Below are 13,273 nucleotides of genomic sequence, written 5' to 3' on the forward strand. Positions count from 1 at the left end.
CCCGGATCAGACCCCCTTCATGAGGTCTCCGTAAGCTCGGCGCATGCGCCCTGCCCGTGCCGTTCCGCTGTTCGCCGCCCTGCTGCTCGCGCCCGTGCTGGGCGGCTGCGCCTTCGGCGCCTACATCAGCCCCGAGACGCCGCTGGAGCGGACAGTGAACGGCACCTACGAGGGCGTGGGCAACGGCATCACCGGCCGCGTGCCCTACCGGCTGGTCCTGACCGTGCAGGAGCGCGCCGGACGGGCCAGCGGCGTCCTGACCAACCTGGAGAGCAAGAAGGCCTACGCCGCCACCGGCAGCTTCCGGCCTGCCGAGGGCGGGGGGGCGCTGGACCTCACCATGTACGAGGGCGGCGACAAGTACCGCGCGGCGCTGCACGGGGACCTGCGTGCCGGGGCCATCACCGGCCAGATCAAGACCGTGTTGCTGGGTAAGGAACTGTTTCCCTACAACGTCACGCTGAACAAGGTGACGGCGACTCCCTGAGTCTCAGCGGTGGGCGAGCAGGCTTCAGAGAAAGCCCGGCGGGGTGCCCACCGACAGGAGCAGCTCGGCGATGACCACGCCGTGACTCGACAGGAGACCACCCGCCGCGAGCATCAGCAGGCCCAGCATGTCACCGGTATGCCCCCGGGCGCGGCTCCAGTTCCCCACCGGGCACGTTTCGCTGCTCTGGTATGCTGGCGGGCGGCCCGCACGGTGACGCAGCGCCCCGCGCGGAAAGACGGCCCCGGAATCCCTCCGTCCGGCCGGGAGGAGCAACATGAAGGCACACCTGATCACCTACGGGTGTCAGATGAACGAATACGACACGCACCTGGTCCAGAGCCAGCTCGTGTCGTTTGGCGCGGACCTCGTCGAGAGCGTGGACGAGGCCGATTTCGTGCTCGTGAACACCTGCGCGGTGCGCGGCAAGCCGGTGGACAAGGTCCGCTCGCTGCTGGGCGAACTGCGCAAGCAAAAAGCGCAGCGCAAGCTCGTTGTCGGCATGATGGGCTGCCTCGCGCAGCTCGAAGAAGGCCAGCAGATCGCCCGCAAGTTCGAGGTGGACGTGCTGCTGGGGCCGGGCAGCCTGCTCGACATCGGCAAGGCGCTGGAGTCCAACGAGCGTTTCTGGGGCCTGCAATTCAAGGACGAGCTGCACGGGCACATCCCGCCGCCCCCCCTGGGCAGGTTGCAGGCGCACCTGACCATCATGCGCGGCTGCGACCACCACTGCACCTACTGCATCGTGCCGACCACGCGCGGCCCGCAGGTCAGCCGCTCGCCCGACGACATCCTGCGCGAGCTGGATATGCAACTCGCGGCCGGCGTGCAGGAAGTCACGCTGCTGGGCCAGAATGTGAACGCCTACGGGGTGGACGGCGGCGCGCGGCTGGCCGGATACCCCAGTTTTGCCGACCTGCTGCGCCTCGTGGGCCGCAGCGGCGTGCGGCGGATCAAGTTCACGACCTCCCACCCCATGAACTTCACCGAGGACGTGGCCGCCGCGATGGCCGAGACGCCCGCCGTATGCGAATTCGTGCATCTGCCGGTGCAGAGCGGCTCGAACCGCGTGCTGCGGCGCATGGCCCGCGAATACACCCGCGAGAAGTACCTCGAACACATCGCCCAGATCCGCAGGCACATGCCGGACGCGGTGCTGGCGACCGACATCATCGTGGGCTTTCCCGGCGAGACCGAGGAAGACTTCCAGGACACCCTGTCGCTCTACGACGAGGTGGGCTACGACTCGGCATACATGTTCATCTACTCGCCGCGCCCCGGGACCCCCAGCTACAAGCACTTTCAGGACCTGCCGCGCGAGGTCAAGACCGAACGCCTCCAGCGCCTGATCGCCCGGCAGAAGGAGTGGTCGAACCGCAAGAACGCCGAGAAGGTCGGCACCGTGCAGGAAGTCCTGCTGCGCGGCGACGCCCACGAGTCGGGCTTCCTGGAAGGCCACACGCGCGGCAACCACCCCACCGTGGTGCCCAAGGCGGTCGGGGCCGACGGTGCGGGCGTCGTGCAGGTGCGTATCGAGCACGCCACGCCGCACATGATGTACGGAAAGATCCTGGGGGCCGACGGTCAGCCGCTGCCCGAGCTGCCGCGCTTCACGCCCGAGTCGGCGGCGCTCAGCAGCCCGCTGCAGATGGTGTAGGCGTTTTACGGAGGAAGGAGGTGGCCCCAGAAATGGCGGCCGCCTCCTTCCTCTATAGCTTCAGCCTGCTTCGCCCCGCAGCACCCGGGCCGCGCCCGCCACCTCGGGGGCGTTGAGGCGCTGGCCGGTGGCGTGCGAGAGCTGCCGGGTCAGGTGGTGCGCGCCCAGGTGTTCGAGGTCCAGCACGGTGGCCCCCGACCCGCCCGCCTGCACCTGCCCGGTGAGGTCGAGCAGGGTGTGGTAGGGCTGAAGCAGCCGGGGCGGCAGCTCGCCGGAGGTCAGCACGATGAGGTCGCTGCGCTCGGCGAGGGCCTGCACCGAGCCGTCGCGGCGGCTGACCGGAAAGTAGCGCGGCCCCACCGGCAGGTCGCGCAGCACCTTCTCGGCCTCGGGGGCCGAGTGCGCCGCCAGGGCGATCTGCGAAAAGCCCAGGCGGGTCAACGGCGCGGCGAGCAGCAGGTCGCCCGTCTGTTGCCCCAGCACCAGCAGGGCGGCCCCGCGCGCGGCGTAGTCGCTGCTGCTCAGGGCGTCGCTCAGGGCGTCGGCGTGGGCGAAGGTGCCCTGGGGGGTCAGGCCCCCGAAGGTCACCGCGTCCACCCGCCCGGCCCGCCGGGCTTCCGGGTCGGGAGAGACGGCCGCGAGCCACGCCGCCTGGTGCGCGGGGGCGATCAGGGCGCCGCCGAAGCCCAGGGTCCGGCAGGCCTGCACGACCTCCTCGGGGGCGGCGGCCGGCACGCTCAGGGCGATCAGGCCCAGTTCTCGCAGGGCCAGGGCGGCGGCGGGCGGATACCCGACCAGAGCCAGGGGGGTGTCGGACTTGGACATGCTGCCGGCAGTCTAGAGCATGGCCTGTAGACGCCGGAAGGCGGACGAAAGTGCGGGGAGCGGGCCTCTGCCCGAATCGCCTGTGAAGAGATTCGAGCAGAGCGATCAGGCGCCCTCGGCTGCGGAGCCGGAAGGGCAGGGGGCGCTCCTGCGCCTGGAGTCATATCGGATAACCCCTTTCTTTCCTGGTCTGCCCAAAACGGCTGTTTCCATCTCAGAAAAAAGGAGCGGACCCTGACGGCCACGCCCCTCTTCTCGCCTGTAGTCGGCGGCTCAGTTGGTCTTCTTGTCGGAGTCGGTCTTGGGCGCGTCCGTCTTGGCGGCGTCCGTCTGGCCGGCGCCGGGCTTGCCCGCATCGGCAGGCGCCTGGGCAGGCTTGGCCGCCGCGTCCGAAGTGGGGGAGGGCGTCGCGCCCCAGGTGGCTCCGGTCGTGGCGCCCTGGGTGCTCTTGGCGACTCCGGCGTTGGGGGCCTGGCCGGGTTCCTCCAGGCGTTCGAGCCACATGCTGCCCACGAGGTTGCGGGCGGTGCGCCCGGCCTGATGAAGCGATTCGGCCCACTGCGGGTTGACCGATTCGACGGCCTTCAGCAGGCCCTGGCGCGCCGCAGGCACGCGGGCCAGCACCACAGCGGTCGTGCCCAGCAGGGCCAGCGTCACGACGCCGCCGCTGACCCCACCGCGCGGCTCGGGATCAAAGCGGGCCTGCACCTCGCGGCCCTTCTTCGCGGCCTGCTTCTGGAGGCGGGCGAGGTCGCGGTCGAGCTGCTTGCTCAGCGGGGCGACGCGGCGGCCGACCTCGCGTTCGAGCTGCTCGGGGTTCCAGTTCTTGCGGGCGCGGCGCAGTTCCTTCTCGGCGTCGCGGCGGGCCTGGGAAAGCTGCTTCTCGGCGGCGCGGCGCTGCGACGCGAAGTGGTCCTGGGCATCGTCGCGCAGGCTCAGCGCCTTGTGACCCAGCTCGGCCACGAGCGCGGTGCCCGCCTTCTTGCCCTGCGAGAGGGCCTTCTCGGCGTCCTTGCGCTTGTCCTCGGCCGCGCCGCGCAATTCGTCGAGCTTGTGGCGGCCTTCCTTCTTGGCGTGGGCGGCGGCCTTTTCGAGGTCGGCGCGGCGGTGCTCGGCCTCCTTGCGGGTCTGGGCCAGGGTCTTCCCGACTTCCTTGCGCTTGGTCTCGGCCGCGTCCTGAAGGTCGGCGATGCGGTTCCCGGCGGTCTTCTGGACCCCGGCGAGGGCCTTCTCGGCGTCCTTGCGCTTGTCCTCGGCGGTTTCGCGCAGGTCGGCCGTCAGCTCTCCGAGCTTGTGGCCGTAGTCCTGCCCGGCCTTCTGGACCGTCTGCACGGCCTCGTCACGCAGGTCGGCGGCGTTGCCGACCAGGGTGGTGGCGGCGGCCTGGGCGGTTTCCAGCAGGTGATGGGCCCGCACCGGGGCCTCTTCCCGCAGGGTCTGGGTGACCTGGGTCGCCTGCTGGGCGGCCACTGCCCCGAGCTGCTGGGCCTGCACGGCAGCCTGCTCCAGTGCGGGCTTGACCGTCTCGTCAAGCGTGGCCTGGGCACTGTCCCAGACGGTGTGGGTGCCCTCGATCACGCGGCGGCGCAGGTCTTTGTTCAGGGCCAGGGCAGCGAAAGCCCCCAGAAGGATCAGGCTGCGCTTGTTGCCGCCCGTGGTGTCGTTCGTCATCGTCTCGCTCCTTTGGTCCCGCCGGGAAGGCCCCGGCGTTCAATGAGAGCCATTGTGCGCCCGCTTACGGGGGCGGTTTATGGGTGAAATGTAACGTCCGGTTCATGTTCGGCGGGAAAACCCGGTGGGAAGCGGCCCTGCCCGGCTTGCCCGACTGTGCCCTGGTCGCCGACCCGGCCCGCGGAGGCGGCTTAGACTCTTGCGCGTGACCCGCAAGGCCCGCACCCCCACCCAGGACGCCCCCGCCCGGCGGTCCACGCCTCCTTCCGCCGTGTCCGGCCCCGCGCCGGGGCCCGCCGGTCCCGGCATCGCCCGGCTGGAGGTCCGGAACCTCGCCACCATCGCGCAGCTGTCGCTGGACTTGGGCGGGGGGTTCTGCGCCTTTACCGGCGAGACGGGCGCGGGCAAGAGCATCATCGTGGACGCGCTGGGGCTGCTGCTGGGGTCGCGGGCCAGCAGCGACCTGATCCGCAGCGGCGAGGACGACCTGCTGGTGACGGGTTTCTGGGAAGGCGAGCAGAGCGCCAGCCGCCGCCTGAGTGCGCAGGGCCGGGGCAACGCCCGGCTCGACGGCGAGGTCGTGAGCCTGCGCGAGTTGCAGGAGTGGTCGCAGGGCCGCCTCACGATCCACTGGCAGCACAGCGCGGTCAGCCTGCTCTCGGCGGCCAACCAGCGCGGGCTGCTCGACCGCCGCCTCGACACGCGGCCCTACGCGGCGGCCTACGGCCGGTGGCGCGCGGCGAGCGCCCGGCTGGACGAACTGCGCGCCAGCATGCGCGAGCGCGCCCGCCAGATCGACCTGCTGACCTTCCAGGTGCAGGAGATCCGGGAGGTGGCCCCGCAGTCCGGCGAGGAGGAACCGCTGGCGACCGACCTCGCGCGGCTCGCGAACCTGGATACGGTCGCGCAGTCGGCGGCGGCGGGCCTGGAACTGCTCAGCGACGGCGAGATGAACGGCCTGGGCATGATCGCCGAGGCGCTGCGGGCGCTGAACGCGGGCGCGAAGTACGACCCCCTCACCGCGCAGCTTCAGGACGAGCTGCGCGCGGCCCAGGAGGGCATCCGGGCGGTCGTGGGCGAGCTGCGCGAGCGTGCCGAGAACAGTGCCCCCGACCCCGAGGAACTCGCCCGCGTCGAGACGAGGCTCGCGGCACTGGGCAAGCTGCGGGCCAAGTACGGCCCGACCCTGGAGGACGTGGTCGCCTTCGGGGACACGGCCGCCGCCGAACTGGAGACGCTGGAACAGGACGAGCGCGACGCGGGCACGCTGGAGGACGAGGTCGGGACGCTGCTGGCCGAGGTACGCCGCGAGGGCGCGCACCTCGACGACGCGCGCCGGAAGGCGGCCGGACCGCTGGCCGAGGAACTGCTCGCGGTGATCCGCGAACTGGGAATGCCGCATGCGCGCATGGCCTTTACCCTCAGCCCGCTGGAGCAGCCCGCCGCGCACGGCCTGAGCGACGTGATCCTGCTGTTCGGCGCGAACCCCGGCGAGGCGCTGGGGCCGCTGTCGGACGTGGCCTCGGGCGGTGAGCTGTCGCGCGTGATGCTGGCGATCAGCACGGTGCTGGGGGCCGACACGCCCTCGGTGGTCTTCGACGAGGTGGACGCGGGCATCGGCGGCTCGGCGGCGCTGGCGGTGGCTGCGCAGCTCGCGCGGCTGGCGCGCAGCCGGCAGGTGCTCGTCGTGACCCACCTCGCGCAGATCGCCGCCCGCGCCGACCACCATTACAAGGTCGAGAAGAGCGTCGAGGGCGGCCGCACGGTCAGCCGTGTCCGGCTGCTGACCGAGGACGAGCGCCTGGAAGAGATCGCCCGGATGCTGGGTGGCCACACCTCCGAAGCGGCCCTGCGCCACGCGCGCGAGCTGCGGGGAACGGCCAGCGCGGGCTGAGCCGGCCTCTGGAGAGGGGAGGCCGGCCTCCGGGGAGAGGCCCGCCTTTCTCCGGTCCGCCCCGGCTCAGCCGCCGCGCACGCCCACCCATACGGTATGCACCGCGCCCTTGCCGGGGCGCTCGCGGACCCGGTGGGTCTGGACCTCGAACCCGGCCTTCCCGAACCGCGCCGTAAAGGCGGGGGCGGCGTGGGCCGACCACACGGCCAGGGTGCCGCCGGGCCGCAGCGCCCGGTGCGCGGCCCTGAGCCCGGCGGCCGAGTACAGCCAGCCGTTCGACTCGCTCGTCAGGCCGCCGGGGCCGTTGTCCACATCCAGCAGCACGGCGTCGAGGCTGCCGGCCGCCTCCCGCAGCCGCGCGGCCACGTCGCCCACCACCACGGCGGCGCGCGGGTCGTCCAGTGGCCGGCCGGCGCAGGCGCCCAGCTCGCCCCGGTTCCACTCGGCTACGTCCGGCACCAGTTCGGCCACCGTGACCCGCGCGCCCGGCCCCAGCACCCGCAGCGCCGCCGCGAGCGTGAAGCCCATGCCCAGCCCACCGATCAGGACGTGGGGGGCCGGGCGCGCGAGGACCGGCGCGCAGCCCAGTTCGGCCAGGGCGTCCTCGGAGGCGTGCATGCGGCTGTTCATCAGCTCGCCGTCCGCGCCGCCGATGGCGATGGCGTAGTCCTGGCCCCGGCGGTAGAGCAGCAGCTCCTGGCGGGTGCCGGGGATGGCGGCGCGGGCCTGCAAGGTGCGGGGAATCAGGGGCGGTCTCCGGGGAACATGGGCAAGAGGATAGGGGAAGCCCGGGCTGGATGATGGTGGGGGTTGAGAGGTTGCGCTGAAGACCGTGGAGCACTCCACTGGCGAGGTGAATGGCGGGGTCCTGGGAGATCCGTCCAAGCGGGCAGGCATCTTCTCCGGCGCGACCGGGCGACCGTCCTGCCCTGGCCACGCCGGCCTACAGCCCCAGCAGTGCCCCAACCGCCGCCGCGCCCAGCACCACCAGGGCCGAGTTGACCTTGGTCTTCCAGAGCAGGAGCAGGCACACCAGGGCCAGAATCGCCGCCAGGGCGCCGCGTACGCTGGTCTGGCCCAGGACCAGCGCGCCCGCGAGGATCACGCCGCCGCCGAAGGGCAGCAGCGCGCTGCGAAAGGCCCCCACGACAGGGCGCGCGCTGTGCCGCCGCCACAGCAGCGCGGCGGCGGCGCTGAGCAGGGCGGTCGGGCCGTAGAAGGCCAGGGTCGCCAGCAGCGCGCCCCAGGGTCCGGCCGCCACATAGCCGTAGTGCGTGACCGCCAGCATGTTCGGCCCCGGCATGAGCTGGCCCAGCGCGAAGCCGTTGGCGAGGGTGGTCGCGGTGATCCAGCCGCGCTCGCCGACCAGCACGCGCTCCATCTCGGCGATGTTGGTGCCGCCGAAACTGATCAGGCCCAGGCGCGCGAATTCCAGCAGCAGGGCGGGCCACTCGTTCAGGGCGTGGCCGACCGGCAGGCTCATGCGCCGCGCTCCGGCCGGGGCCAGTTGAGGGCCAGGCCCACGCCCACCAGCACGACCAGCACCGGCAGCAGGTCCAGGCGCAACACGCCCAGCGCCACGAAGGCCAGCGCGGTCAGGACCGGCCCGCCGCGCACCCGCGCGCCCACACGCACCACCGGCCACGCCGCCGTGAGCATGATGGCCAGGGCCGCGCAGGCCGCGCCGTGCAGCGCACTCTGGAGCCAGGCGGGCAGGCCGCCGGGCAGGCTCAGGGTCACCAGGGTCACGGCCATCATGGCGGCCAGGCCCGGCAGCAGCACCCCGCACACGGCTGCCAGCGCCCCGGCCCCCCCGGCGAGGCGCGCGCCGATCATGGCCGCGAGGTTCACCGCGTTGGGCCCGGGCGTGAGCTGTGCCAGGGTAAAGGTCTCGGCGAAGTCGTCGTCGTCCAGCCAGCCGTGCGTGGTCACGGCCCGGCGCGTGTGGGCGGGCAGCCCGCCGCCGACCCCCGCGAGCGCCACCCCGACGAAGGTGCGCAGCAGCAGGGCCGGGGTGGGGTCCGGGGGACGTTCCCCGGCCGGGTCGCCCTCCGGCGGGAGGAGGGGCCGCGCGCCGGGCAGGGAAGTGGTCATGGGCCCAGCCTAGAGCGCGGGGGCGGTCCACCGAGGGTACTTTTCCAGAGACAACAGAGAACGCAATGTACGGAACGGCTGGCGCCCTCGACGGGGGACAGGCTCCTGGCCGTTCTGCGCCGCGCCTTCCTGCCGGCCCGGAGCCCTGCTCCTGTCCAGAGCGCTTCTTCAGGAACGGGGCTGGCCAGGGGGTCATCGGGTACAAGTGCAGGCATGACTCCTCATCCGGCCGGCGGCCCCGCGACCTCTGCCCACCCCGCGCGGCCCTGGGGCGCGGCGCTGCTGAGCGGCCTGGTGGGTGCCGTAACGGTGAATCTGCTCAACGAGGGTGCCCGGCAGGTGCTGCCCCACGCCCCGCGCGTCGAGGTGATCGGCGAGCGCGCCCTGCGGGACGTGGTGGGGGCGGCCGGAGCCACGCCGCCGCGTGGGAAGGCGCTCTACCGCTGGACGCTGGGCGCCGACCTGCTCTCCAACTTGCTGTATTTCGCGCTGGTGGGGCTGGGGCCCGCGTCCGGCGCGGGCGCGCGCGGCGCGGCGTTGGGGCTGGCGGCCGGGGTGGGCGCGGCCGCCCTGCCGGAACCGCTGGGTCTGGGCCGCCAGCCGGGCGAACGCCGCCCCCTGACTCCGCTGCTGACCGTGCTGTGGTATCTGGCCGGGGGACTGGCCGCGGCCGCCGTGTACCGCGGCCGGGGGGCTCAGGCGGCGGTCGCGCCGGCCGACGCCCCCGACGAGGGTGACGGCGCCGGGGGTGAAGAAGGCCCCACGGCCCCGCCCATCTGACCGGCCGCTCGCGGGCCTACAGTGCGCGCATGGACTATGTACGGTTGGGACAGAGCGGCCTGAAGGTCTCGCGGATTTCGCTGGGCACCATGACCTACGGCGACCCGGCGTGGCGCGACTGGGTGCTGCCCGAGGAGCAGAGCCGCCCCTTCTACCGGCGGGCGCTGGACCTGGGCATCAACTTCTTCGACACGGCCGACGTGTACTCGCTGGGCGTCAGCGAGGAGATCACCGGCCGGGCGCTGAAGGACTTCGCCCGCCGCGATCAGGTGGTCATCGCCACGAAGGTCCATGGCAAGATGGGCGACGGCCCCAACGACCAGGGCCTCTCGCGCGGGCACATCCTGAGCGCGGCGCAGGCCAGCCTGAAGCGGCTGGGGACCGACTACATCGACCTCTACCAGATTCACCGCTTCGACCCCGAGACGCCCATCCTGGAGACCATGACGGCGCTGCACGACCTCGTGCGCATGGGGGCGGTGCGCTACATCGGTGCGAGCAGTATGGCCGCCTACCAGTTCGCCAAGATGCAGCACGTGGCCGACCTGCACGGCCTGACCCGGTTCGTGAGCATGCAGAACCACTACAACCTCGTGTACCGCGAGGAGGAGCGCGAAATGCTGCCGCTGTGCCGCGAGGACGGCGTGGGTGTCATCCCCTGGAGCCCGCTGGCGCGGGGCTTCCTGACCGGCAACCGCAAGGGCGGCGAGGCCCAGACCACCCGGGCCCGCAGCGACAAGTTCGGCGAGTCGATGTACCGCACCGAGGACGACTACGCCGTGCAGGCGCGCGTGGCCGAGGTCGCCGCGCAGATCGGTGTACCCGCCGCCCAGGTGGCGACCGCGTGGCTGCTGGCCCAGCCGGGGGTAAGTGCGCCCATCATCGGCGCGAGCAAGATGCCCCATCTCGAGGACGCGGTGGCGGCCCTGTCGGTGTCGCTCACGCCTGAGCAGCTGGCGGCGCTCGAAGAGCCCTACCGCCCACACCCGGTCCTGGGGTTCTGAAGGGCCGAGGGATGGGCACCGACCTTCTCCGGTTGCTCGGTCTATAACCTCCCGAGCTCCTCGCCGTTCATCCGCCGCACGGGAGGAGCACGGAGGGCCAGGACGCTCACGCCGTATTCGGTCGTGAGTTCCGCGATCTGCTCGCCACCGGTCAGGACGAGGCGGCTGGTCTAATGGTCCGTCCCGACCGCGCTGGGCCGGGCGCCCCGGCCCGCTTCGTGGGAGGTCGGGCTGCCCCAGAGGTATGTATCTCCTGACCGCCGACGTTGCCGGGCCACGGCTCAGCTCGGAGGTCAACCCTGTCGAGCTCCAGGGCATCCTGCCCGATCGCGCCGTCGCCCCCGTCGTCGCCGCTGCGGCCCAGGGCGGCTCCGCGGCGCGCGCGTTGCCCACAGCCCAGCGCCACGAGGAACTGCATACCCAGCTGTTCGAACGGTGCAGGGAGTCGTGCGCGCGATGAGGTAGTCAATCGGCCTATGGGCCGCCGAACTGTTCCCCGGGCGAGAGGGAGGGCCGCGTGGTGTGTCCGGTCTGTGAGGGGGTAGGGGTAGGGACGTCCTGAAACTCCGAAAAGGTGGACAGGTCCCTGGTGGTCCGTCCCTTCGGGGACCTGTGCCAGAAGCCCCTGCCCACGTGCCTCGATTCCGACGGTGTCCCGCTGGGACCATACACTGCGCCCGCCATGACCGGAGAGGTCCTGGTCCAGCCGCTCCGATCATGGACAGGCCCGATGGCCGCTGGGCGGCATCTCGGTCAGGCCGGGTCGGTCAGCGAGAACTCGGCGGCCAGCCGCACATCTCCCGGCTCTGGCCGTCGCTGAGGATCGACAGGACCGGTCATATGAACGGCTGGCCATCGGGGACGGGCACACTGTAATGCTGCCGGTACAGGAAAAGCCGCCCATCCGCAGATGAACGGCCCTCCTCACGTCGCTGGCCTCAGTCGGTGTAGGCCCCTACCGCCGCGCTGCTGACCAGTTTGGCGTACTTGGCGAGCACGCCGCGCGTGTAGCGGGGTGCGGGCGCGACCCACTCCGACCTGCGCCGGGCGAGCTCGTCTTCCGGCACGTGCAGCGTCAGCTCGCAGGTCTCGGCGTTCAGTTCGATGGTGTCGCCCTCGTGCACCAGCGCGATGGGGCCGCCCACGTAGGCCTCGGGCGCGACGTGGCCCACGACCAGCCCGTAGGTGCCGCCCGAGAAGCGCCCGTCGGTGATCAGGCCCACGCTGTCGCCCAGGCCCTTGCCGATGATGGCCGAGGTGGGCGAGAGCATCTCGCGCATGCCGGGGCCGCCCTTGGGTCCCTCGTAGCGGATGACGAGCACGTCCCCGGCGCGGATCTGGTCGCCCATGATGGCGTGCATGGCGTCTTCCTCGCTGTCGAAGACGCGCGCCGGGCCGGTGATCTTGATGCTCTTGAGCCCCGAGATCTTGGCGACGCTGCCCTCGGGCGCGAGGTTGCCGCGCAGGATGGCGAGGTGGCCCTGCACGTACAGCGGGTCGTTGTAGTCGCGGATCACGTCCTGGCCAGCGTTGGGCTCTTCCGGCTCGTCGGCCAGGTTCTCGGCCACCGTCTTGCCGGTCACGGTCAGGCAGTCGCCGTGCAGCAGCCCGGCCTTCAGTAGCATCTTCATGACGCGCGGAATGCCGCCCACCTCGTGCAGGTCGGTCGCCACGTACTTGCCGCTGGGCTTGAGGTCGCAGAAGACCGGCGTGCGCTCGCGGATGCGCTCGAAGTCCTCCAGCGTGAGGTCGATGTCGGCGGCGTGCGCGATGGCCATGAGGTGCAGCACCGCGTTCGTGCTGCCGCCCACCGCCATGATGACCGTGATGGCGTTCTCGAAGGCCTTCTTGGTCAGGATGTCCTTGGGCCGGATGTCGTGTTCGATGAGCTTGAGCAGCGCGCGGGCGCTGTCGGCGCTGGAGGTGGCCTTCTCGGCGTCCACCGCGCTCATGGTCGAGGAGTACGGCAGGCTCATGCCCATCGCCTCGAAGGCGCTGCTCATGGTGTTGGCGGTGTACATGCCGCCGCACGAGCCGTTGCCGGGGCAGGCCTTCTTCTCGACCGCCTCGAATTCCTCGCGGCTGATCTTGCCCGCGCCGAAAGACCCGACCGCCTCGAACACCGAGACGATGGTCAGGTCCTGGCCGTTGTGGTGCCCCGGCTTGATGGTGCCGCCGTACACGAAGATCGCCGGGATGTTCAGGCGGCTGATGCCGATCATGGCGCCGGGCATGTTCTTGTCGCAGCCGCCCACCACGATCACGCCGTCGTGCGACTGGCCCCGGCTGACGGTCTCGATCGAGTCCGCGATCACTTCGCGGCTCACGAGGCTGCACTTCATGCCCTCGGTGCCCATCGAGATGCCGTCGGACACGGTGATGGTCCCGTAGACCTGGGGCATCCCGCCGCCGCCCGTAATCGCGTCGGTGATGTGCCCGGCCAGTTCGCCCAGCCCGTTGTTGCAGGGCGTGATGTTGCTCTGTGCGTGCGCCACCCCGATGATCGGCTTCTCGAAGTCGCCGTCCTGAAAGCCCACGGCGCGCAGCATGGCCCGGTTGGGGGCGCGCTCGTCGCCCTGCGTGACGTGATGCGAGTTCCAGTTGAGTTTGCGCTTGACCGTCGTATCCGTCATGGCTCCCAGGCTACGCCCGAACGGCAGGTCAACCGTCCAGAAGAACAGACAGGCCGACCCCGGCGGCCTCCTGGCCTCTCCGCTTTGACATCAGTGTCACATTTTGTTATGCTATTGACGTAATTAGGACATGAGTTCAACTCTCACTGGAGGCCTGGAATGGCTCGTCCTGCTCTTTTCCCGCAGCCTTTGCGGGAGCCTGCACCTTCATCCGCCCTTCCGTTTCTC

General features: G+C 71.3%; 12 protein-coding genes. 6 read left to right on the forward strand and 6 right to left on the reverse strand.

Annotation, left to right across the window (positions count from 1 at the left end):
- The first annotated feature begins 43 nt into the window (after positions 1–43).
- Positions 44–487, forward strand: a complete 444-nt coding sequence (locus DGO_RS07530) for a hypothetical protein (protein WP_050920720.1) — start codon at positions 44–46, stop codon at positions 485–487.
- Between the two features lie 277 nt (positions 488–764).
- Positions 765–2,144: a tRNA (N6-isopentenyl adenosine(37)-C2)-methylthiotransferase MiaB gene (miaB, locus tag DGO_RS07535; RefSeq protein WP_014684893.1), complete on the forward strand. Its 1,380-nt coding sequence runs from the start codon at positions 765–767 to the stop codon at positions 2,142–2,144.
- Between the two features lie 60 nt (positions 2,145–2,204).
- Here the strand turns inward: miaB and DGO_RS07540 are convergent, their stop codons facing one another.
- Both DGO_RS07540 and DGO_RS07545 read right to left on the reverse strand, forming a co-directional pair.
- Positions 2,205–2,969, reverse strand: a complete 765-nt coding sequence (locus DGO_RS07540) for a hypothetical protein (RefSeq protein WP_043801544.1) — start codon at positions 2,967–2,969, stop codon at positions 2,205–2,207.
- A gap of 273 nt (positions 2,970–3,242) precedes the next feature.
- Positions 3,243–4,640, reverse strand: a complete 1,398-nt coding sequence (locus DGO_RS07545; protein WP_014684895.1) for a hypothetical protein — start codon at positions 4,638–4,640, stop codon at positions 3,243–3,245.
- A gap of 205 nt (positions 4,641–4,845) precedes the next feature.
- On the opposite strand from DGO_RS07545, the gene recN reads away from it, so the two are divergent.
- A complete protein-coding gene (gene recN / locus DGO_RS07550; protein WP_043803474.1) occupies positions 4,846–6,534 on the forward strand; it encodes a DNA repair protein RecN in 1,689 nt (562 codons plus the stop codon).
- Between the two features lie 66 nt (positions 6,535–6,600).
- Here the strand turns inward: recN and DGO_RS07555 are convergent, their stop codons facing one another.
- From DGO_RS07555 to DGO_RS07565, 3 genes are all read right to left on the reverse strand, one after another.
- Positions 6,601–7,266, reverse strand: coding sequence for a polyamine aminopropyltransferase (locus DGO_RS07555; RefSeq protein ID WP_226991315.1), 666 nt, complete (start codon positions 7,264–7,266; stop codon positions 6,601–6,603).
- A 211-nt stretch (positions 7,267–7,477) separates the two neighbouring features.
- On the reverse strand, positions 7,478–8,017 hold the full coding sequence (locus tag DGO_RS07560) for a chromate transporter (RefSeq protein WP_050920721.1): 540 nt from the start codon (positions 8,015–8,017) through the stop codon (positions 7,478–7,480).
- A complete protein-coding gene (locus tag DGO_RS07565; RefSeq protein WP_050920722.1) occupies positions 8,014–8,628 on the reverse strand; it encodes a chromate transporter in 615 nt (204 codons plus the stop codon). Before DGO_RS07565 ends, DGO_RS07560 begins: the two co-directional genes overlap by 4 nt.
- Positions 8,629–8,841: 213 nt before the next feature.
- Here DGO_RS07565 and DGO_RS07570 point away from each other — a divergent pair, with 213 nt between their 5' ends.
- The 3 genes from DGO_RS07570 (at position 8,842) to DGO_RS07580 (ending at position 10,872) form a co-directional block, all read left to right on the forward strand.
- Complete coding sequence (locus tag DGO_RS07570) at positions 8,842–9,408, forward strand: hypothetical protein (protein ID WP_014684900.1); 567 nt, start codon at positions 8,842–8,844, stop codon at positions 9,406–9,408.
- Positions 9,409–9,437: 29 nt separating this feature from the next.
- Positions 9,438–10,412 carry an aldo/keto reductase gene (locus tag DGO_RS07575; RefSeq protein WP_014684901.1) on the forward strand — a complete coding sequence of 325 codons (975 nt, stop codon included), beginning with the start codon at positions 9,438–9,440 and terminating at the stop codon, positions 10,410–10,412.
- Between the two features lie 244 nt (positions 10,413–10,656).
- Entirely contained in the window at positions 10,657–10,872 is a 216-nt protein-coding gene (locus tag DGO_RS07580) for a hypothetical protein (RefSeq protein WP_043801547.1), read from the forward strand.
- A gap of 478 nt (positions 10,873–11,350) precedes the next feature.
- On the opposite strand, the gene ilvD is transcribed toward DGO_RS07580, so the two are convergent.
- On the reverse strand, positions 11,351–13,045 hold the full coding sequence (ilvD, locus tag DGO_RS07585; RefSeq protein ID WP_014684902.1) for a dihydroxy-acid dehydratase: 1,695 nt from the start codon (positions 13,043–13,045) through the stop codon (positions 11,351–11,353).
- Positions 13,046–13,273 lie beyond the last annotated feature (228 nt).

This window comes from Deinococcus gobiensis I-0 (assembly GCF_000252445.1).
Taxonomy (GTDB): Bacteria; Deinococcota; Deinococci; order Deinococcales; family Deinococcaceae; genus Deinococcus; species Deinococcus gobiensis.